This is a genomic window from Variovorax sp. GW531-E2 (genome assembly GCF_059423125.1).
Map to the genome: position 1 here is coordinate 19408 of NZ_JBWKXQ010000030.1, position 19484 is coordinate 38891.

Below are 19484 nucleotides of genomic sequence, written 5' to 3' on the forward strand. Positions count from 1 at the left end.
ATGTCTCCTGTTGGTTTTCTTGACGATGAAAGTCGGTCAGCCCGCCGCGCCCCACACGGCCAGCGCATCGAGCGCCTCGACCGTGCGGCCGTCCACCCGCAGCGGGTTGACTTCGAGCGAGACCAGTTCGGGGCCGAGCGCGAGCGCCGCGTTGCCGATGGCGGCCACGGCTTCGGCGATGGCGTCGCGGTCGGCCGCGGGTGCGCCGCGCCAGCCGTCGAGCAGGCGCGCACCGCGCAGCTCGGCCAGCATGTCCTTCACCTCGGCGGGCGTCACGGGCAGCAGGCGCAGGCTGGTGTCGCGCAGCGCCTCGACCCAGATGCCGCCGAGCCCCACGGCGAGCGCCGGGCCCCACTGCGGATCGCGCACGGTGCCGACGAACAGTTCGAGCCCGCCCTGACGCATCGGCGCGACGAGGATGCCGTCGATCTCGGCCTCGGGCCGCGCGGCACGCACGCGCGCGTCCATCGCCTGCCAGGCCGCGCGCACCGCGTCGGCACCCTGCAGGTTCAGCGCCACGCCGCCGACCTCGGTCTTGTGCGCGATCTGCGCCGAAGCGATCTTCAGCACGACCGGGCCGCTGAGTTCGTCGGCAAAACGCGCGGCCTCGTCGGCGCTGCGCGACAGCCGCACGGGCACCACCGGCACGCCACGCTGCGAGAGCCACTCGAGCGTCTCGCGCTCCGAACGCAAGGGCTGCGCGGGCGGCTTGGCCGACACGGCAGCAGCGACACCTTGCGCGCCTTGACGCCGGCGCAGCGTTTCGGACCAGCGACGCACCGCCCCCGCCGCGCTCATCGCATGGTGGATGCCGCAGGCGATGTGACGGATGCCGGTCTCGGCGATGAGCTCGCGCGACCGCTCGCTCACCTGCATCACGTAGTGGCTGCAGACGATGGCGGGCACCGGGCTGGCGGCCAGGCCGCGTGCGACCTGCGCGAGCACGGCGCGGTTCAGCGGCGTGTCGTTGGCCGGTGCGTTGGGCACGTCGGCCACGACGATGGCGGCGCCCAGCGCGGGGTCGCGCACCAGCGCTTCGAGCGCGTTGCCGAACAGCTCGGGCTGCAGCATGGCGGCGCCGGTCACGTCCAGCGGGTTCTGCGGCGTGCCGTAGCCCGGCAGCACCTCGCGCAGCGCAGCTTCGGTGGTGGGCGCGAGCGGCGTGAGCACCAGGCCTTCTTCCTCGGCGCGCTCGGCAAAGATCTCGCACATGCCGCCCGACATCGACACGGCCGCCAGCCCGCCGGCCGCGAAGGGCCCGGTCATGCTGGCGAAGGCGGCGGTGAACACCAGGTCTTCGATGGAGCGCACGCGCATCAGGCCCAGGCGCTGGCACATGGCGTCGAACACGCGGTCGTCGCCCACCAGCGAACCGGTGTGGGCCTGCGCGGCCTGCGCCGTGATCTCGCTGCTGCCCATCTTCAGCACGACGATGGGCTTGGCCACGGCCAGCGCGCGCTCGGCCGCGGCGGCAAAGCGCTGCGGGTCGCGCACGGTCTCGGCGAACACGGCGATGGAACGCGTGTGCTCGTCGTCCACCAGGTAGTCGATGACCTCGGCGATGTCGATGTCCGACTCGTTGCCGGTCGAGACCATGCGGCTCAGGCCGATGCCGTGCACCTGCGCCATGAACGACAGCTGCCCCGCCAGCGCGCCGCTTTGCGACACGATGCCCAGCGTGCCCGCCGGCAGCGGCTCGCGCAGCGAGGCGGTCCACACGGCCGAGCGGTCGACGAAGTTGACGAAGCCCAGGCAGTTCGGCCCCAGGATGCGCAGACCGCGCGATCGCGCCTTGGCCGTGAGCTGGCGCTGGCGCTCGCGGCCTTCCTCGCCGGCCTCGGCGAAGCCCGAGCTCAGCAGCACGGCGTTGCCGATGCCCGCGCGCTGCAGGTCGGCCAGCGCGTCGTCGAGCGCGTCTGCCGGCACCATGAGCAATGCGGTGTCGACCGGCTCGCCGATGGCCTCGGCCGAGGTGGCCGCCGCCATGCCGTGAAAGCTCCCGCCGCGCCGGTTGACCGGGTACAGCTGGCCCGCGTAGCCCAGCGTGCGCAGGCTGGCGAGCGCCGCGTTGGACCACACCGAGCGCTCGGTGGCGCCGACGAAGGCGATGGCCTTGGGGTGGAGGAAGCAGTGAAGAGAAGAAGAGGAAGAAGAAGTCATGGCAGCAGGAAGAAAGGTCGGGTTCAGTCGTCGAGCTTGATGCGCAGGTCGCTCACGAAGCGCTTCTCGTCGGCGTAGGTCTTGTGCGCCCAGGCCGTGTAGGCAGGGCTGTCCATGTAGAACCGGACGTAGTCGTTGAGGTCGAGCGTGCGCAGGAACTCGGGGTCGTCCACCGCCTTGCGAAAGGCCTCCTGCAGCGCCTGCACCACCTTCGGGTCCATGCCGCGCGGGCCGGCGATGCCCCACGAGCCGTTGGCCACCACGTCGTAGCCCAGCTCCTTCACGGTCGGCACGTTCAGCCGCGTGGGCGAGCGCGCTTCGTTGAAGGTGGCCAGCAGGCGCACGCGCCCGCCCGCCACGGCGGCGCCGAAGCCGGCCTCGGAGACCGCGTCCACATGGCCGCCCATGAGCGCGTTGTACAGCTCGGCCGCGCCCTTGAAGGGAATGAAGTTGAACTTCACGCCGGCCAGCGCGGCCAGCCGCTCCATCGACACGTGCGAGGTGCCGCCGCGCCCGGTGGTGCCGTACGACACCTCGCCCGGCTTGGCCTTGGCCGCGGCCAGCAACGCGTTCAGGTCTTTCCACGGCGCGTCCTGGCGCACCGTGATGCCCAGCGTGGCAGCCGTCACGTTGGCCACGTAGGTGAAGTCGGTGGCCGGGTCGTAGCTCACCTTCTGCAGGTGCGGCAGCCGGTACAGCGAACTCAGCATGAGCGACAGCGTGTAGCCGTCGGGCGCGGCCTTGCGCGCCATGGTGGTCGGCGCCAGCGTGGCGGCCACGCCGGGCTGGTTGAGGATCACGATCTGCTGCTTCAGCTCGCGCGAGGCCGCCAGGGCCAGCGCGCGCGCCTGCACGTCGGTGGCACCGCCCGCGGGGTACGGCACCAGCAGCGTGATCGGCTGCTTGCCGAACAGGCCCTGGGCGCGCGCCAGGAAGGGCAGCGCGGTGCCCGCGGCGGCGAGCGCGGCGCCGTGGATCAGGCGGCGGCGCGCCGGGTCGGTCGGGAAGGAATGCATGGCTTGTCTCCGGTCGGTCGAACAGTCGAATCGTTCGTTCTTCGGCGATGGTCGCGCGCAGCCCTGTGCCGGTCACCGTCGCTTCGGACGACTTTGGCCGCCAGGGCGCTTTCGATCCCGTCGCTTCCGACGATGCCGGCGCGGCGCGTCCCTTCCATACTCGGCGCACAACAACGAACCGACCGACGGAGACCGCAGTCCATGGACCTCACCCAGCCCCTGCACAAGGCCCTGCAGGAACGCCCCGGCGCCACCGCCCTCGTGTGCGGCGAGCGCCGCAGCACCTTCGCCCAGTTCGTCGACCGCGTGGCGCGGCTCGCGGCCGTGCTGCAGTCGCTGGGCCTGCAACCCGGCGACCGCGTGGGTCTGCTGGCGCTGAACTCCGACCGCTACGTGGAGTACCTCTACGCCACCTGGTGGGCGGGCGGCGTGATCAACCCCGTCAACATCCGCTGGAGCGCGCGCGAGGTCGCGTACTCGCTGGACGACTGCGACACGCGCATCCTGCTGTCCGACGCGCACTTCGGCGCCGTGGCGCAGCAGCAGCGCGAGTTCTCGCGCTCGCTGAAGACGCTGGTGCATTTCGGCGACGGCCCCGCGCCCGACGGCATGGCCGACGCCGAAGCCCTCATGGCGCAGGCGCAGCCCGTGCCCGACGCGCGGCGCGGCGGCGCCGACCTGGCCGCCGTGATGTACACCGGCGGCACCACCGGCCTGCCCAAGGGCGTGATGCTCACGCACGGCAACCTCTACACCGGCCAGCTCTCGGCCAACATGGCCGCCACGCGCCCCGCCGAGGCCGTGGGCCTGAACATGGCGCCCATGTTCCACGTGGGCGGCACCGGCCTCACGCTGCAGCTGATGATGCGGCTGTGCACGCAGGTCATCATTCCGGCCTTCGACGAAGTGAAGGTGCTCGAGGCCATCCAGAACGAGCGCGCCAGCGAGACCTTCATGGTGCCCACCATGCTCAAGCGGCTCATCGAGCACCCGCGCTTCGGCGAGTTCGACACCACGCCGCTGCAGCTGGTGCTGTACGGCGCCGCGCCCATCGACGACGCGCTGCTGCTGCAAGCCATCGACAAGCTGCCGCGCGCGGGCTTCTGCCAGCTCTACGGCATGACCGAGCTGTCGCCCGTGGTCACCGTGCTGCCCACGTGGTGCCACCAGCCCGACCAGCCGGCCGCGCGCCGCCGCTCGGCCGGGCGGCCCGTGCCCATCGCCGAAGTGCGCATCGTCGATGCCGAGGGCCAGCCCGTGCCGAACGGCACCGTCGGCGAGATCGCCGCGCGCGGGCCGATGGTGATGGCCGGCTACTGGAACAAGCCCGAGCAGACCGCCGAGGTGCTGCGGGGCGGCTGGATGCACACCGGCGACGGCGGCGTGATGGACGCCGACGGTTTCGTCTACGTGGTCGACCGGCTCAAGGACATGATCGTGAGCGGCGGCGAGAACATCTACTCGGCCGAGGTCGAGAACGCCATCACCCAGCTGCCGCAGGTCTCGATGTGCGCCGTGGTCGGCGTGCCCGACGACCAGTGGGGCGAGCGCGTGCATGCCGTGGTCGTGCTGCGCGCCGGCGAAGCCCTGAGCGCCGAGGCGCTGGTGGCGCACTGCAAGACGCTGATCGCCAGCTACAAGTGCCCGCGCAGCGTGGAATTTCGCGAAGAGATTCCGCTGTCGCCGGCGGGGAAGATGCTCAAGTACAAGCTGCGCGAGCCGCACTGGGAAGGGCGCGCGCGCAAGGTGGGGTGACGCGCCGGCGGGTGTGTCTGGGTGTGTACGGGTGTGTTTCACCTGCTTGGGGTATGGTGGCGGGCCGCCACCTGCACCCACTGCGACATGCACCGCCGCCTCCTCGCTCTCGTCCTGCCCTGCTTTCTGCTCCTTGGCCTGTCGCCCGCCTTTGCGAACGGCAGCCTGCAGTGCGACGGCCGGCCGTATGCGGTCGAGATCCAGTTCAGCCTCTCGACCGGCCAGCTGACCGAGCTGATCGTGGCGAACACCGCCTCCGGTGCCGACGAGACCGAGCGCTTCAGCCTGCAGCAGCGCTTCGTCGACCATCGCCGCCAGTTCATGCGCGCGCGCGGCACCGGCCTGGACCGTCCGCAGGTGACCGTGGCGCTGCGCGTGGCCGGCGCGACCGGCACGCTCAGCTACCGTGGCGCGCAGTACGAGCTGCGCTGCAACTGGACCGCGCTGGGCTGACCCACCCTTCACGCTTCGCATGCCGCAAGACCGCACCCTTCTCTATGCCGGACGCGGGTTCGAGGTGGCGCATGTGCGCCTGCACGCGCCGCAGGGGCCGGCGTGGAGCGACCTGTACACCGTGGCCTCGCCGCGCGTCGTCTTCCCCATCGGTCGCACGCGGCTCGACGTGCGCTCGGGCGACCACACCTGGTTGACCGACGCGCTCACCGCCATCCGCTTCGGCGACGCCACCGCCTACCGGCTGCGCCCCGAGACCGCGACCGTGCGGCACAGCCTCGTGGTCAGCGGCCATGCGTCGGTGAGCCCGGCCCACGGTGAAAGCGCCGCGGGCGTGAGCGTCTGCCTGCTGACCCCGCAGGCGCTGTACCGCATGCACGCGGCACGGCGCCAGTTGCCGGACACCGACAGCGCACAGGCCGCGACCCTCGTGGCCGCGCTCGTCGCCGAGCTGGGCAGCGCGCCGCACCAGGCGCCCTGGCATGGCGCCGTCGCGCGCGTACGGCAGCTGCTGCTGTCCGAAGGCAGCGGCCCGGGCGCGCGGCCTGCTCTCTCGCTGGACGAACTGGCCGAGGCCGTGTCGCGCTCGCCCTTTCACCTGGCGCGGCGCTTTCGCCAACAGACCGGCCTGAGCCTGCACCAGTACCGCCAGCACCTGCGGCTGGCCTCGGCGATGGAGCGGCTGGCCGACGGCGAGCGCGACCTCGCCGGCCTGGCGCACGACCTGGGCTACTGCAGCCAGAGCCACCTGGGCGCCGTGTTCCGGCGCGGCGTCGGCGTCACGCTCGGCGAGGCCCGCCGCGTGCTCGGGCCGGCCGGCGCAGCAGGCGCACGAATCTGATAGCTTTCGCGCCGGCCGGGCCACAGACTGGCCCGATGACGACATCGCCTCGCACCCTCTGGACCGGCGCGCTCGCCGCGCTGGCCGCCGCGCTCATCGGCAGCGCCTGGCAGCTGCTGTCGCGCCACGGCGTGACCGCCACCGCGCTCGGGCCGATGGACCTCGCGCTGCTGCGCTACGGCATTCCCGCGCTGCTGCTCAGCCCGCTGTGGCTGCGCGGCAGGCTCGTGCCGCCGGGTGCGTCGCGCGGCGCACTCGTGCTGCTCGTCGTTGGCAGCGGCCTGCCCTTCGGCCTGCTGGTGCTGGCCGGTGCGCAGTGGGCGCCCGCCAGCCACATGGGCATCTTCATGGCCGGCAGCCTGCCGCTGTTCACCGCGCTGGGCGCGTGGGTCTACCGGGGCGAGCGCGTGCACGGCCTGCGCCTGCTCGGGCTGGCCGGCATCGCCGTCGGCATGGCCGTGTTCGCGGCGGGCAGCTTCGGCGAGGGCTTGCGCCAGCAGCACTGGCGCGGCGACCTGCTCTTTCTGCTGGCGGCCCTGTTGTGGACCGTCTACTCCCTGGCCTTCGGCCGCTGCGGCATGAGCGCGTGGCAGGGCGCGGCCTTCGTCAACGGGGCGTCGACCCTGCTGCTGTTGCCGCTGCTGTGGCTCGCCGGCCCGCCGCGACTGTTCGCCGCGCCGTGGACCGACATCGCGATGCAGGCCGCAGGGCAAGGCGTGGTCGCCGGCCTGCTGGGGCTGGTCGTCTACGGCGTGGCGATCACGCGGCTGGGCGCCGCACGCGCCGCGCTGTCGTCCGCGCTCGTGCCTGTGCTGACCACGCTCGGCGCGGCCTGGTGGATGAACGAGCCCGTCACGCGCCCCGCGCTGCTGGCGCTGTCGTTCGTGGTGCCCGGCGTCGTGCTCGCGAGCGGCGCGCTGCGGTGGCCGGTGCCAGCGCCACGCGACAGCCAACGACAGGCCCCGGGGCAGAATGCGGCGGCGTCCTTGCCCACTTCCGAAAGCACTCGCCCATGAAGAAAAAGATGAATCGCCTTCGCACCGCCGCACTCGTGGCCGCCTCGTTCGCGTCGCTCTTCGCCTTCTGCGGCGCGGGCTGGGCGCAGCGACCGGAGCCGCAGCAACAGCCGCAAGCACAGCAGCAGCAGCAGCAGCCGCTGCAACGCAGCGTCGTGCGCGTGCCCACGCCCTTCGTCGAGAACGGCGCGCCCGTCACGCTCGAGATGGTCATCTACAAGCCCGACGGCGCCGGCCCGTTCCCCACCGTCGTGTTCAACCACGGCTCCACCGGCATCGGCAACGACCCGGCCTTGTTCAAGCAGACCTGGGCGCCCGAGCGAACCGCCCGCTGGTTCACGCAGCGCGGCTGGCTCATCGCCTATCCGCAGCGGCGCGGACGCGGCCAGTCGGACGGCCTGTACGACGAAGGCTTCACCGCCAAGCGCGAGCACTACAGCTGCGAGCCCGCCATCGCCCTGGCCGGCTTCGACCGCGCCGTGGCCGACCTCGACGCCGCCGTCGCGTGGCTGCAGCGCGACCCCGACGTCGACACCCGCCGCATGGAAATCGCAGGCCACTCGCGCGGCGGCATCCTCGCCGTCGCCTACGCGGGCCTGCACCCCGACATGTTCCAGGGCGTCATCAACTTCGTCGGCGGCTGGATGGGCGACAAGTGCCCCGGCAACGCCGCCGACGCCATCAACCCCGCCACCTTCCGCCGCGGCGCGGCCTTTGCCAAGCCCACGCTGTGGCTCTACGGCGAGAACGACCCGTTCTACGCGATGTCGCACAGCCGCAAGAACTTCGAAGCCTTTCGCGAGGCGGGCGGCAAGGGGCGCTTCGAGAGCTTCACGCTGGAGGGCGGCGCGAGCGGGCACGGACTGCTCGGGCAGCAGGGGCTGTGGGGGAAAGAGGTGGAGGCGTATCTGGCGGCGCCTTGAGGTGGTGCGGCACCGTCGTGCGCTAACGACGCAGATCGGCGGCTGCGGCGTTCAGTTGCGCGATGAAGTCGGGCAGCGGAATGCGAGAGCCCAGGCTTCCGTCTTTCGCGGGGAACGCAACGCAGAGCTGGTCCCGGCCTTCCTCGCGATCGAGCAGCAGCAAGAACTGGTCATCGAAACTCAGCTCCGCGACGAGGTGCTCATGCGCCGTGTCGCTCAGGATGGTGGTTTCCCATTTCTCGTTTTTCATGTCTGCTTTTCGGATGAAAGGTGACGATGCCGTGCACTGCGGGTTGAGGCCCAGCAGGGCCAGATGATAGGTCTGCAGGTCTGCAAATCCACCCTCGCACGAGCAGCACTGGCCATGGCTATACTGCGCCGGTCACGTCCACACAGGGCGTGATCGGGATTGGCGTCCCGATGAAATCACTGCGACGTAAAAGCCGCAGCCACCCCGCAGGGTCTGCGGCTTTGTCGTTCGTGCTTCCTGTTTAGGCGGCTCGATGGGCGGGCGCGAGCCCGGCCGGTTTCACGCAAGTGGTTTCCCGGTACGCCAACCCGTCGAGCTGCCGCCCTCAATTGGCGTTGGGTGCGTCGGTTTCAGCAAACCGAAACCCTTGGAGGCCATTCATGGCTGCATCTGCATCTCCCCGCGTGTGCGCGCACGCGTCTTTGCTTTCTCCATCTTCTGAAGAAACCGCCAGTGCCGAATCGCTCGCGCTGCAGGCGTGTGATGACGTCGACAGTCTTCATGCGGTGCAACGGGCCTACGCGTGTATCGAGAAGCTCATCGTTCCGCAGCGTGTGGGGGATACGGAAGAGGTCTTTCCGACGCGCACGGAGTTGGGGGCGTTGGTGCGGTTGGTGAATGAGGAACTGCAGCGGCGGATCGAAGCTGCCGATGCCACGACTCAATCACTGCGTGCAGCTCTTGGTGAAGGCGGCGTGCAATGAACGCCTCGCGTTCCACCTCGACCGCGCGCGCGAATGTCAGTGCTGCGGTATGCCAGAAGATCAACTCAATCGCGAAACGGCGGCGGCGATTTCTGCCTCGCTCTTTGACAGGAACTGCTCGAACTCACGCATCCAGTCGTCTAGCGCTGGCTGAACACTCTCAGTCCACTGAATCTTCGCAAGAGGCCCTATCACCAACACCGTACCGTCTTCTTTGCACACGTCAGATTCAATCGCCATCTGCTTGTCGTCGCCCCGGATATCCACCGTGATCGCGAGCTCTTCGCCATCAACACGCCGCCGGAAGGCCAGGTACGCCCTGAGCAAGAACGCTTCATTGCTGGTACGTCTCACATCGCGAATCACGGATGAATCGCGCATCGCAATCTTCCCCGCGAGCGCGGAAAGTGTGGTTTGAAGACGAAGCCACAGGGCCTCAATGAGGGCTCCACGGGCGTGCAACCCCTCGCGGCTCACGATGACTCCCAACGACGCGAAGAACGGGGAGAACTTCTTCGACATCTCATCGTCCCGTTGCAGGGTCCCGCGATCAGCGTAGAGCGACCGTTCGGTTTTTAGGTCGATAGATTCAATCTCGTAGTCACCACTTTCCCAGACCGTGATCCGACCTAGCGCTGTTGGTGCATCGACATCCAGGCGTGCCGAGCGATTCGCCGACGGCTCGCTTTCGGTCAGTCGCACATCGATGTCCTTTGGCCCCCGGGCTCGGTCTGCCTGAACCGTTTGCGCCCAGTCCACGAATCCTCTCAGCATCATTTCTCCAATATGAGCACTCGGACTCGTTCCTCGGAGAAGACCTCTGTCCGGTGCCGATTCATCACTGTTCTTTGCCACTGCCCGCTTCGGCGCTCAGGGAACCGTCACCCTCAACTGAAGTGGAATGGAGCCTGACTCCAATACTTCTACTGCTTCACCCTGAGCAAGATGTTGCTGCCAGATTTGACGACCAGATAGGGATGCTCATACGTGACCATGGGGTCTTCTTTGATTTCTCTCGATGTCCCTAGATTCGCCATCGCGATCAAGTCACACACGGCGCCACCACTGGCACAGGAATAGAACCAGCCGTCAAGTTGCCCTATACCTGAACCCCTCGGCGCATAGAGAGCATAGATATCCGCACTTCGCCCAGTTGGAAGTTTGACGCTGTAGCGCCTCTCTACATGCGAGGAATAGATCTTGTCGATCCAAGTGCCTGCCTCCTTGAGGCTGCCAACACGTACGGGCGCATCCTGAGCTGCGGCACAGAAGGACATCAGCACAAGCGAGATCACCGCTAGTTTGGCAAACATACAACTCCACATTGTGTTGGATAGGTTGATGGTGGTACCGGTGAGCCGCCAAGTGACTTTGCGGGCCGGTTTCCCTGCTTGTCAGACCAAGTTCCATCTGCATCCTGACGATACCAATGGTAGTCACCGCGACCTTGAGAAATACTGGTCGGTCGAATGAAGAGTTGTGCGCCGTGGTACCCAGCGGGGCAGGACTGATCTGCTCGCGGAGCGACGCCTCCATCCCGACGCACTGCATCAAGCGTATCGCCGCAGTTGGGGTTGAAACCTGAGATGCCTGCACCAGATGGCTCGCCAGGATCAGTGCCACCGACCCCTCGCAGCGGACCACCCGATCTCATGCCGGGTCTGTTGAGCGCATAGGCATAGCAGTTGTTCTGCCACCGCCAAGCCTCGCTGTCGTTGTACCTGGGATCGAACATCGGCGCAGAGCGGTTGCTGCTCGGGCCCCACTGGCCATCGCCCCAGCGATCAAGCCCAAACGGATCAACAAATCTCAGTGAATTTGCGTCGACGTAGCCAAACCGATTCCATCCGCCATCTAGGCCAATCGGATCTGGCTGGCTGTATCGCCCAGTCCTACTGTCATAGCTTCGGAAGTAGTTGTAGAACAACCCCGACTCCTCATCTGCATACTGCCCCGGATACCGCAGGTTGAACTTCACCTCCGACACGCCCGTGGTGCCCGGATTCGGCGTCACATCCAAGTCCGCGAACCGATTCCTCGCCGTCGTCGGCTTGTCTTCCCCGAACGCGCTGTAGCCCCACTGCCAGACCGCTTGCCCGCTCACATCGGTGAGCTTGCGCGGCGTGTTCAGGTGGTCGCTGTGCACGGCGTAGGTGATGCCGTTGATCACCGCTGCGATCGGCATCGGGCCGTTGGCCGTCGGCAGGTAGATGTACTGCGCCTGCCCGCCGCTATTGGTGCCGCCGCTGCCCACCTCGGCGATCAGCGTGCCTTGCTCGTCGTAGACATACGTGTAGCCCTGCTGCTCGGCCTGGTTCGTCGCGGGGCTCCACAGCCGGGTGAAGAACGCGATCAGGCTTTGCATGAAGCCCGGGTCGGCCTCGTCGCCCTGGCTCGGTGGGTACAGCGGCTCGGTCTTGAACACGCGTTGGCCCAGCGCGTTGTGTGCGTAGCGCGTGGTCGGACTGATGTCGGTGGCGCCCGTGGTGGCGGCGGCCAGCCGGCCCTCGGCGTCGTAGGCGTAGCTGCGCAGGCCGTCGGTCACGAGGTCGCCGTTGGCGTTGTAGCCGTAGGTGACGCTGGTGTTGCTCGCGCCGTTGATGGTTTGCGCAAAGCCCGTCAGACGGTTGCTTGCGGCGCCCACGGTGTAGGTGCGCTGGGTACTCTGGCCGCCGAGCACGCGCGTGCTGCTCGCGCGGTTGCCGTTGGCGTCGTAGCCGAAGCTGGCGGTGTTGCCCGTGGCGTCGAAGCCGGTGATGCGACCGACCGGGCTGTAGCCGACGCTCCAGGTGACGTTGCTGTTCGCGACGGTGGCGTGCGTCGGGTCGGCATCGCCGGGGCGGTACAGGTTCTGCGTGAGGCTGGTGATGCGGCCCGCGGCGTCGTACACGTAGCTGCTGAATTCGGTGCCGGTGAGCCGGCCCGCGGTGTCGTACACGCGGCTGGCGGCAACGGACGCGGGTGGTACGGCGGCAAAGGCCCATTGCCACGCGGTGGGCTGGCCGAGCGGGTTCCATGCGATACCGGTGACGAGCGGGCTGCCGTTCCAGTTCAGGCCGGCGAGGCGGCCGGTGGCGTCGTACAGGTGGGTGAGCGTGGCGCCGTTGGGGTAGCCGATGCTGGCCAGCGTGCCGTTGGCGTTGTAGCCGTAGCTCACCTGCTGCACGCCACCGTTTGCGAGCGTCTGCTTCTTGAGCGTGACGCGTCCGAAGGCGTCACGTGTGTACTCGGTGGTGCCGCTGCGGTCGATGACTTCCGAGAGGTAGCCCTTGCTGGTGGCCGTGAGGTCGTAGCGCAGCGTGGTCGTCTTGCCATCGGCGAAGACGAGGCTGGTCGGCCGGCCGAGCAGGTCGCGCGCGATGGTGGTGGCCTGCCCCATGGCGTCGGTGATCTGGCTGGGCAGGCCGAGGCTGTCGTACTGGGTGCTGGCACCGCCCGTGTCGGCGCTGGTCTCGGCCGTGGCGTTGCCCTGTGCGTCACGGGTGTAGGCGGTGGCCACGCCCTTGAAGTCCTTGGCCTCGGTGACGGCGTCGAGGGCGTTGTACTTCAGCGTGGCCGTGGCATTGGCCGCGTCGGTCACCGCCTTGACGCGGCGCAGGCTGTCGAGGCCGTACTGGGTGCTCTGGTTGAGGCCGTTGGTGGTGCGGGTCAGCTCGCCGTTGGCGTCGTAGCCGAAGGTGTGGGCCTGATTGGCGCCGTCAGTGGAAGCCGAGAGGCGGTTGATGTTGTTGACGGTGCGCGCCACGCTCCAGGCCACGTTGCCCGCGCTGTCCTTGATCTGCTCGGCGGTGCGGTTGCCCATGCCGTCGAGCGTGTAGCTGCCGCTCTCTCCGCGGTTGCTGCTCCAGCCCGTGAGGCGGTGAGCGGCGTCGTAGGTGTAGGTGAGCACGAGGCCGCTGGGCAGCGTCACCGATTCGACGGTGCCGAAGGGCTTGTAGGTCAGCGTGGTGGTCTGTGCACCGGCAAGGCCCGCGCCGACGGTCTGGGTCAACAGGCGGTCGCGCAGGTCATACGTGTAGGTGGTGACGAGGCCATTGGGGGCGGTGGTGCTGGCTACGCGGTTGGCGTTGTCGTAGGTGGAGGTGGTGACGTGGCCCAGCGCGTTGGTCGATGTGAGGGCGTTGCCCCGGGTGTCATAGGTGTAGCTCGTGACCGCACCGTTGGGTTCCGTGGCTGTGGCCACCAACTGCTGGGCGTTGTAGGTCCACTGCCAGAGCTGAGCCTTGTTCGTGGCGGTGTCAGTGACGGTTTTGGAAAGCGTGTTGCCGACGGTGTCGTAGGTGTAGGCGGTGGTGCGGCCGGGTTCGGTGACCAGTGCGGGGAGCGAGAAGGTGGGATGCCACTGGGTCGTGGTGGTGCGGGCATCGGGGGTGCCGGATGCTTGAACGGCGGTGGTCGGCAGGCGGCGGGCAACGTCCCAGGAGATGGTGGTGATGGCCCCCTTGAAGTCGGTCTCTCTAGTGATGAGCCCATTGGCATCTTGGACGCGGCTGGAGGCATCGGACTCGCCGAGGCCCGAAGGAAGGGAGCCGCTGGTGACGGCGAGCTTACCCTTGGTGGTGCTGTAGTTGTAGGTACGGGTGGTGCCCAGCGGATCGAGGATCGAAGCGGAGCCCGCGCTTGGATAGCTGACTTGGTAGCGGTCAACCGTTCCGGCCAGTGCCGAATCGATGGCGCGGCCTTGGCTGTCGTAGGCGAAGGTGGCGAAGCGTGCGCCTGTCTCGTCGAGGATGCCGGTGAGGGCATGAGGGAACGCGGTGTTCTCGTACAGGAAGCTGCGGACCTTGGCGTCCGGGTAGGTGACGACCGACAGCCGGCCTGCGGTGTCATAGGCGTAGGCGATGACGCGCAGGTCGGACGTCGTGACGCTCACGAGCTGACCTGCGGGGTTGTAGCCCAGAGTCAATGCGCGACCGAAGCCGTTGCTGATGGTGGCGAGTTGGCCCGCGCTGTTGTAGGTGTAGACGGTAGCCCAACCGTTGCGCGGGGCGAGGGTCTGCAGCTTGCCATCGGCGGTGAAGCTCAGGATGGCGTCGTCGTCGGCACGGTGGTACGACCAAGAGCCATTGGCGTTCTGGTTGAGCGTATCGGCGCTATTGGTCGCGCTCCAGATCATGGCGCCGGAGGCCTTGAAGAAGGTGCGAAGAAAACCTTCCCCACTGGTGATGGAGACTGCGTTCGGACTGACGGTAGGGGTCGCCGCCAGCGCCGTGGTGTGGTTGTGCGTCCAGGCTTTGCCGAGCGTTCCTGCCGCGCGATCTGCGTCGCTTCCCCAGGTGCTGCGGTAGGTCCGAACAAGGGAGAGAGGTGAAGAGCCACCGTCCGTAAAGTCATTTTCCGAGCGGAACTTCTCAGCGGTGGCCGGACGAATAGGGTTGACGGTCTGCATTCCGGCAACGGCTTCAGGCTTCTTACAGGAGGGTGCAGCCGGAGCAGAGACCTCGGCAACGGCCTTCACGCAGGCGGTTTGACTAGGGTCTTCCTGAAAAAGCGGCCCGCACTTACACCCTCCGCTCACCGCAGTGCTGTTCGCAGGACAGGATGACTCATAAGGAGAAATAAAAGCGTCATTCGTGTAGGTATCGCGACCATTCTTGTATTGGATACGGCAAATGCCCCACTGATGGACAGGCGTAGAAACAACAGACACCGACAGGACAACAATCGGCGCGCCCCACGTAGCAGCGAGAGCCGAACAAGCCGCATCCGGCGTCGCAGCGACAGGGCCGTTATCAACCCTGTAAATCAAGGTCTTAGGCACCAACGCGTGCGCAGAGCCCGCGAGCAGTAAGAGCACCGCTGCAATCAGGCGGAGAAGATGGACTCTAAGGTCGTGATGCTGACGAACAAGCCCATGTAGTTGACCTCTATGAAGGTCTCGACGTGAGCCACTTGAAGAAACCGAACCTGCCGCAGGTACATCACAACCCCGAGCAAGCAACGGTCTGAAGAGGCGTAGCTGGAAAGTCTGTTCTGCGTAACTCATCCCACTGCGCAGGATGCTCTGCGCATCCGCTCGAAGTTTTCTCATTGCATCTCCCCTCATGCTTTTTCGTTTGCGTGACTGAACATCTGCGGGCTGTTCTTGCCAGGCCGCAGCGATCAGTTTTTGCACAGCCGATCACCCCCTCAGGTGAAGCACGCCGCTACTCAATGCGACCCGTACAAGTTGTTTCAAGATAGCCGAAAGGCCGCAAGCAAACAACGATGGACTGACGCCATGCGACTCAGCGCCGAACTCCTGAAACTAAAAGTACGCCGAAGCCTTCAGCACCTGTTGTCCGCAAGCGACTGAAATCACAAACTACGCGGCTTCGCATTTGTGTCCCCAAATTGAGCACAATCCCCCCATGCCAAACATCGCCTCCATCCTCAAAGCCGAAATCTCCCGTGTCGCTCGCAAGGAAGTGCGAGCGGAAATCGAAACCCTCAAGAAGGCCTCCGTCGCGCACCGCGCATCGATTGCCGACTTGCGCCGTCAGGTGAGCGCGCTCGAAAAAGAATTGCGCAAGGTCGCCAAGGGTTCCGCGCGCCAGGCGCCGGCCGCCGCCGGTGCTGCAGGTGACGACGCCGACGCGGGCGGCCCCAAGCGCCGCTTCAGTGCCAACCGGCTGGCCGCGCACCGCGCCAAGCTCGGGCTGTCCGCGGCGATCTACGGGCAGTTGGTCGGCGTGTCAGGCCAGACGATTTATCACTGGGAACAAGGCAAGGCACGCCCGCGTGCGGCGCAGCTGGAGCGACTGGCCGCGGTGCGGGAACTCGGGGCGCGCGAGATTGCTGAGCGGCTGGAAGCGCGGTAAGCAAGTCACCCGCCGCACACCATGAAACTCGGCTACACCATCGTCTACGTTCCCGACGTCGCCCAGTCGCTGAAGTTCTTCGAGCAAGCCTTCGGCCTGCCCACGCGCTTCCTGCACGAATCAGGCACTTATGGCGAACTCGAAACTGGCGAGACCACGCTGGCGTTCGCCGCGCACGCGCTCGGCGATTCCAACTTTCCGGGCGGGCATGTCGCCGCTTCGGAATCCGTGCAACCGCTGGGCATGGAACTGGGCCTCGTGACGCCCGACGTGCCCGCCGCGCACAGCCGCGCGCTCGCGGCCGGCGCCACGCAGCTGTCGGCACCGGTGACCAAGCCCTGGGGGCAGGTGGTCTCGTACGTGCGCTGCCCCGACGGCACGCTGGTCGAGCTGTGCTCGCCCATCGGCGGCTGACGGGCGCCCTGCCCTGCACCAGCCGGTTCGCTACCGGCTAGTCGATCAACGCCATCGCCCGCCGCGCAAACCCCGCGGCCTGCGCGCCCACCTGCACCGCATCTGCCGCCGCCGCGCTGCCGCTCTTCGCACGCGCCGCGATGCCTTCGAGGATCACGGCGAAGCGGAACAGCGAGAACGCCAGGTGGAAGTTCGTCACCGGCTCGGCGCAGCCGCCGGCCTGCTGGTAGTGGGCGACGTACTCGGCCTGCGTGGGAATGCCTTCGGCCGCGAGGTCGATGCCCTGCATGCCTTCGAACTCGTCGGCGCCGGTGTGCCAGGCCATGCAGTTGTAGGCCACGTCGGCCAGCGGGTGGCCCAGGGTGGACAGCTCCCAGTCGAGCACGGCGATCACGCGCGGCTCGGTGGGGTGGAACATGAGGTTGCCGAAACGGAAATCACCGTGCGCGATGGTGGTCTGGTCGCCCGGCGGCAAATTGGCGGGCAGCCAGGCGATGAGGCGCTCGATGTTGGCGTCTTCGCGCGTGCGCGAGGCCTCCCACTGGCGGGTCCAGCGGGCGATCTGGCGCTGGAAGAAGTTGCCGGGGCGGCCGTAGTCGGTGAGGCCGACGGCGGCAAGGTCGACCGCGTGCAGGCGCGCCAGGGCCTCGGCCATGGCGAAGTAGTACGCGCGGCGCTCGGCGGGCGCGATGCCGGGCAGCGCGTAGTTCGACAGCACGCGGCCTTCAAGCTTGTCCATGACGTAGAAGGGCGTGCCCACCACGGCGCGGTCGTCGCAGTACAGCACGGTGCGCGGCACGGGCACGTCGGTGGCGGCCAGGGCGCGCAGCACGCGGTACTCGCGGTCGACCGCGTGGGCCGAGGGCAGCAGCTCGCCGGGCGGCTGCTTGCGCAGCACCAGCGCGCGGTTGTCGAAGTCGACGAAGAAGGTGGGGTTCGACTGCCCGCCGCCGATGCGCGCCAGGCGCATCGGGCCTTCGAGCTCGGGCAGCGCCTGCCGCAGATGGCGCTGCAGGCGGTCGGCGTCGAACTCGATGCCTGCGGTGGTGGCGTCTGCAACGGCGCTCATGGCCGACGAAACACGGGCTCGCGTTTCTCCAGGAAGGCCTTCACGCCTTCGGCGAAGTCGGGCCGGTCGATCAGCTCGCGCTGGCGCTCGGCCTCGTGGCGCATCTGGCCGACGAGCGACTGGCTCGCGGCCGATTCGTACACGGCGCGGATCTCGTGCGCCGCGTGTGCAGGCAGGCGCGCGAGCCGCTGCGCGACGGCCACGGCCTGGGCGCGCAGTTCGGCGTCGTCCACGCAGGCCCACACGAGGCCCCATTGCGCGGCCTGTTCGCCCGACAGGCGCTCGCCGAGCAGCGACATGCCAATGGCTCTTGCGCGGCCCACGAGCCGCTCGAGGAACCAGGTGGTGCCCAGGTCGGGCACGATGCCCAGGCGCGGCATGAAGGGCAGGTAGAAGTAGGCCGATCGCGCCACCAGCACGACATCGGCAGCCAGCGCCACGCCCACGCCGGCGCCCGCGGCGGGGCCGTTGATGGCGTTCACCACGGGGAAGGGCATGCTGCGCAGGTCTTCGATGAGGCGGTTCGACATCGCCTCCATCGCGTCGGCCGTGCGCTGGCCCAGGCTGCCGGGCGCAGTTGCGTCCATGCTGCCCAGGTCGGCGCCCACGCAGAACGATTTGCCGACGCCGGTGAGCACCACGGCGCGCACCTCGCCTTCGTCGCGCAGTTGTGCGAGCCGTTGGCGCAGGGCCTCCTGCAGCGGCACGGTGAGCGGGTTGAGCCGCTTGGGAATGTTGAAGCTGAGGATGGCGACGTCGCCGTCGCGTTCGTACAGAAGGGGGTCCTGGTCGTCAGGCTGGCTCATGGGTGGGCTCCGAAGGGCGTGAGTAGAAACAGGGGGTTCACTTCATGTTCAGCGCGGGCCCGACCGGGTCGAGGTCCACGCCGTTGAAGCGAACGGGCTGCATCGATGCATAGGCGTGCAGGTCGGCGGCCGAATTGGCCATGGCCACGCCGGGCAGCAGCATCGAGATGCGCGGGCTCTTGAGGGTGCTGGCGGCCACGCGCACGCTCTCGCGCGTGGGGTTGGCGCCGGCCTCGCGCAGCACGTGCGCCATGAGCTGCGCCACGATGTAGCCCGACACGCCGCTGCCGTTGCTCGGGTCGACGCCGCTGGCGTGGGTCTTGAGCAGCTCGAGGTACTCGAGCACCTCGGGGTCGCGGCTCCAGCGCGGGCTCATGGGCTCCTTGTAGACGGCGAGCGCGACCACGCCCTTGGCCTTGTCGGCGCCCGCGGGCTCGAAGGCCATCTTCACGGAGGCGGCGGCAAAGTTGAGATAGCGGTCGGGCGTCCAGCCGACGTCGGCGACCTTGCGGATGGCCTGCGCGGCGGTGCGCGCGGTGGCGGCCATCACGAGCACGTCGGCACCCGACGACTTGAGCTGCACCACCTGCGAGTCGACGGTGGGGTCGGTCACCTCGAAGGTGGCCTGCGCCACGATCCTGGCCTTGCCCTGCTTCGACAGGCCTTCCTGCAGGCCCTTGAGCACTTCGCGCCCGAGGTCGTCGTTCTGCATGAGCACGGCGATCTTCGCGTCGGGCCGGTTCTCGATGATGTGGCGCGCGAACACGCGGCCCTCGCCCTGGTAGCTGCCGAGAAAGGGCACGGTCCACGGGTACTTGGCGGCGTCGTCGAACTGCGAGGCGCCCGACTGCACGAACAGCTGCGGCACCTTCTTGGCGTTCATGTAGCGCTGGATGGCCATGTTGGGCGCGGTGCCCAGGTTGCCGAAGATGGCGAGCACCTGGTCTTCCTCGACCAGGCGGCGCGCCACCTCGACGGTCTTGGGCGGCGAGTACTGGTCGTCGTAGATCAACAGGCGCACCTTGCGCCCGTGGATGCCGCCCTGCTCGTTGAGTTTCTTGAAGTAGGCCTCGGCCACCTTGCCGACCACCGAGTAGCCCGACACGGGCCCCGACAGCGGCATGGGCATGCCCAGCACGATCTCGGCGTCGCTCACGCCGGCTTCGGGCTTCTTCTGGGCCAGGGCCGGCAGGCTGATGCAGAGCGTGGCAAGGCCAGCGGCCAAGGTGGTGCGGCGGGAAAGCAAATGAACCATGTCGCGTGTCTCCTTCTGTGTT

Annotated in this window: 17 protein-coding genes and 1 pseudogene; 8 read left to right on the forward strand and 10 right to left on the reverse strand. The window is 67.9% G+C overall.

Translation table 11 applies throughout. The annotated features are described in order from the left end of the window. Nucleotides 1-36 precede the first annotated feature (36 nt). Nucleotides 37-2160, reverse strand: a complete 2124-nt coding sequence (locus AC07XP_RS18075; protein WP_495265443.1) for an acetate--CoA ligase family protein — start codon at nt 2158-2160, stop codon at nt 37-39. A gap of 23 nt (nt 2161-2183) precedes the next feature. Further along, the gene (locus AC07XP_RS18080; RefSeq protein ID WP_062475192.1) at nt 2184-3176 is read right to left on the reverse strand and encodes a tripartite tricarboxylate transporter substrate binding protein; all 993 of its coding nucleotides are present in this window, start codon (nt 3174-3176) and stop codon (nt 2184-2186) included. 201 nt (nt 3177-3377) lie between these two features. Between AC07XP_RS18080 and AC07XP_RS18085 the strand changes: the two genes are divergently transcribed. From AC07XP_RS18085 to AC07XP_RS18105, 5 genes are all read left to right on the forward strand, one after another. Continuing rightward, a complete protein-coding gene (locus AC07XP_RS18085; protein ID WP_495265444.1) occupies nt 3378-4931 on the forward strand; it encodes a long-chain-fatty-acid--CoA ligase in 1554 nt (517 codons plus the stop codon). A gap of 87 nt (nt 4932-5018) precedes the next feature. Further along, nucleotides 5019-5384: a hypothetical protein gene (locus AC07XP_RS18090; RefSeq protein ID WP_495265445.1), complete on the forward strand. Its 366-nt coding sequence runs from the start codon at nt 5019-5021 to the stop codon at nt 5382-5384. 19 nt (nt 5385-5403) lie between these two features. Continuing rightward, nucleotides 5404-6225, forward strand: coding sequence for a helix-turn-helix transcriptional regulator (locus AC07XP_RS18095; protein WP_495265446.1), 822 nt, complete (start codon nt 5404-5406; stop codon nt 6223-6225). Nucleotides 6226-6260: 35 nt separating this feature from the next. Further along, the gene (locus tag AC07XP_RS18100) at nt 6261-7241 is read left to right on the forward strand and encodes a DMT family transporter (RefSeq protein WP_495265447.1); all 981 of its coding nucleotides are present in this window, start codon (nt 6261-6263) and stop codon (nt 7239-7241) included. Nucleotides 7242-7249: 8 nt separating this feature from the next. Then, the gene (locus tag AC07XP_RS18105) at nt 7250-8164 is read left to right on the forward strand and encodes an alpha/beta hydrolase family protein (RefSeq protein WP_495265448.1); all 915 of its coding nucleotides are present in this window, start codon (nt 7250-7252) and stop codon (nt 8162-8164) included. A 22-nt stretch (nt 8165-8186) separates the two neighbouring features. On the opposite strand, the gene AC07XP_RS18110 is transcribed toward AC07XP_RS18105, so the two are convergent. Continuing rightward, nucleotides 8187-8414 (reverse strand): hypothetical protein, encoded by a 228-nt coding sequence (locus tag AC07XP_RS18110; protein WP_495265449.1) that lies wholly within the window; start codon nt 8412-8414, stop codon nt 8187-8189. 380 nt (nt 8415-8794) lie between these two features. Between AC07XP_RS18110 and AC07XP_RS18115 the strand changes: the two genes are divergently transcribed. Then, nucleotides 8795-9118, forward strand: a complete 324-nt coding sequence (locus AC07XP_RS18115; protein ID WP_495265450.1) for a hypothetical protein — start codon at nt 8795-8797, stop codon at nt 9116-9118. Nucleotides 9119-9178: 60 nt separating this feature from the next. Here AC07XP_RS18115 and AC07XP_RS18120 read toward each other — a convergent pair whose 3' ends face one another. From AC07XP_RS18120 to AC07XP_RS18135, 4 genes and pseudogenes are all read right to left on the reverse strand, one after another. Then, nucleotides 9179-9895, reverse strand: a complete 717-nt coding sequence (locus tag AC07XP_RS18120) for an immunity protein TriTu family protein (protein WP_495265478.1) — start codon at nt 9893-9895, stop codon at nt 9179-9181. 146 nt (nt 9896-10041) lie between these two features. Further along, nucleotides 10042-10431, reverse strand: a complete 390-nt coding sequence (locus AC07XP_RS18125) for a hypothetical protein (RefSeq protein WP_495265451.1) — start codon at nt 10429-10431, stop codon at nt 10042-10044. Beyond that, nucleotides 10416-14234, reverse strand: a complete 3819-nt coding sequence (locus AC07XP_RS18130; protein WP_495265479.1) for an RHS repeat-associated core domain-containing protein — start codon at nt 14232-14234, stop codon at nt 10416-10418. Before AC07XP_RS18130 ends, AC07XP_RS18125 begins: the two co-directional genes overlap by 16 nt. Before the next feature lie 90 nt (nt 14235-14324). Continuing rightward, nucleotides 14325-15164: pseudogene (locus AC07XP_RS18135) on the reverse strand (DUF6531 domain-containing protein); the annotation flags it as partial. 304 nt (nt 15165-15468) lie between these two features. Here AC07XP_RS18135 and AC07XP_RS18140 point away from each other — a divergent pair. Both AC07XP_RS18140 and AC07XP_RS18145 read left to right on the forward strand, forming a co-directional pair. Further along, a complete protein-coding gene (locus AC07XP_RS18140) occupies nt 15469-15918 on the forward strand; it encodes a helix-turn-helix domain-containing protein (RefSeq protein WP_495265452.1) in 450 nt (149 codons plus the stop codon). A 21-nt stretch (nt 15919-15939) separates the two neighbouring features. Then, nucleotides 15940-16332 (forward strand): VOC family protein, encoded by a 393-nt coding sequence (locus tag AC07XP_RS18145; RefSeq protein ID WP_495265453.1) that lies wholly within the window; start codon nt 15940-15942, stop codon nt 16330-16332. 37 nt (nt 16333-16369) lie between these two features. On the opposite strand, the gene AC07XP_RS18150 is transcribed toward AC07XP_RS18145, so the two are convergent. The 3 genes from AC07XP_RS18150 to AC07XP_RS18160 are packed head-to-tail and all read right to left on the reverse strand — an operon-like array spanning nt 16370 to nt 19462. Further along, nucleotides 16370-17401, reverse strand: a complete 1032-nt coding sequence (locus AC07XP_RS18150) for a phosphotransferase (protein ID WP_495265454.1) — start codon at nt 17399-17401, stop codon at nt 16370-16372. Then, entirely contained in the window at nt 17398-18207 is an 810-nt protein-coding gene (locus AC07XP_RS18155; RefSeq protein ID WP_495265455.1) for an enoyl-CoA hydratase-related protein, read from the reverse strand. The genes AC07XP_RS18150 and AC07XP_RS18155 overlap by 4 nt, the downstream gene beginning before the upstream one ends. Nucleotides 18208-18244: 37 nt before the next feature. Continuing rightward, complete coding sequence (locus AC07XP_RS18160; protein ID WP_495265456.1) at nt 18245-19462, reverse strand: ABC transporter substrate-binding protein; 1218 nt, start codon at nt 19460-19462, stop codon at nt 18245-18247. Nucleotides 19463-19484 lie beyond the last annotated feature (22 nt).

Bases quoted from the DNA above. Each gene is read 5' to 3' on its own strand.
- AC07XP_RS18115 (WP_495265450.1), top strand. From the start codon at position 8,795: ATGGCTGCATCTGCATCTCCCCGCGTGTGCGCGCACGCGTCTTTGCTT.
- AC07XP_RS18150 (WP_495265454.1), bottom strand. From the start codon at position 17,401: ATGAGCGCCGTTGCAGACGCCACCACCGCAGGCATCGAGTTCGACGCC.
- AC07XP_RS18080 (WP_062475192.1), bottom strand. From the start codon at position 3,176: ATGCATTCCTTCCCGACCGACCCGGCGCGCCGCCGCCTGATCCACGGC.
- AC07XP_RS18120 (WP_495265478.1), bottom strand. From the start codon at position 9,895: ATGATGCTGAGAGGATTCGTGGACTGGGCGCAAACGGTTCAGGCAGAC.
- AC07XP_RS18090 (WP_495265445.1), top strand. From the start codon at position 5,019: ATGCACCGCCGCCTCCTCGCTCTCGTCCTGCCCTGCTTTCTGCTCCTT.
- AC07XP_RS18105 (WP_495265448.1), top strand. From the start codon at position 7,250: ATGAATCGCCTTCGCACCGCCGCACTCGTGGCCGCCTCGTTCGCGTCG.
- AC07XP_RS18125 (WP_495265451.1), bottom strand. From the start codon at position 10,431: ATGTTTGCCAAACTAGCGGTGATCTCGCTTGTGCTGATGTCCTTCTGT.
- AC07XP_RS18155 (WP_495265455.1), bottom strand. From the start codon at position 18,207: ATGAGCCAGCCTGACGACCAGGACCCCCTTCTGTACGAACGCGACGGC.
- AC07XP_RS18100 (WP_495265447.1), top strand. From the start codon at position 6,261: ATGACGACATCGCCTCGCACCCTCTGGACCGGCGCGCTCGCCGCGCTG.
- AC07XP_RS18085 (WP_495265444.1), top strand. From the start codon at position 3,378: ATGGACCTCACCCAGCCCCTGCACAAGGCCCTGCAGGAACGCCCCGGC.
- AC07XP_RS18130 (WP_495265479.1), bottom strand. From the start codon at position 14,234: ATGATCTGGAGCGCGACCAATAGCGCCGATACGCTCAACCAGAACGCC.
- AC07XP_RS18140 (WP_495265452.1), top strand. From the start codon at position 15,469: ATGCCAAACATCGCCTCCATCCTCAAAGCCGAAATCTCCCGTGTCGCT.
- AC07XP_RS18160 (WP_495265456.1), bottom strand. From the start codon at position 19,462: ATGGTTCATTTGCTTTCCCGCCGCACCACCTTGGCCGCTGGCCTTGCC.
- AC07XP_RS18110 (WP_495265449.1), bottom strand. From the start codon at position 8,414: ATGAAAAACGAGAAATGGGAAACCACCATCCTGAGCGACACGGCGCAT.
- AC07XP_RS18145 (WP_495265453.1), top strand. From the start codon at position 15,940: ATGAAACTCGGCTACACCATCGTCTACGTTCCCGACGTCGCCCAGTCG.
- AC07XP_RS18095 (WP_495265446.1), top strand. From the start codon at position 5,404: ATGCCGCAAGACCGCACCCTTCTCTATGCCGGACGCGGGTTCGAGGTG.
- AC07XP_RS18075 (WP_495265443.1), bottom strand. From the start codon at position 2,160: ATGACTTCTTCTTCCTCTTCTTCTCTTCACTGCTTCCTCCACCCCAAG.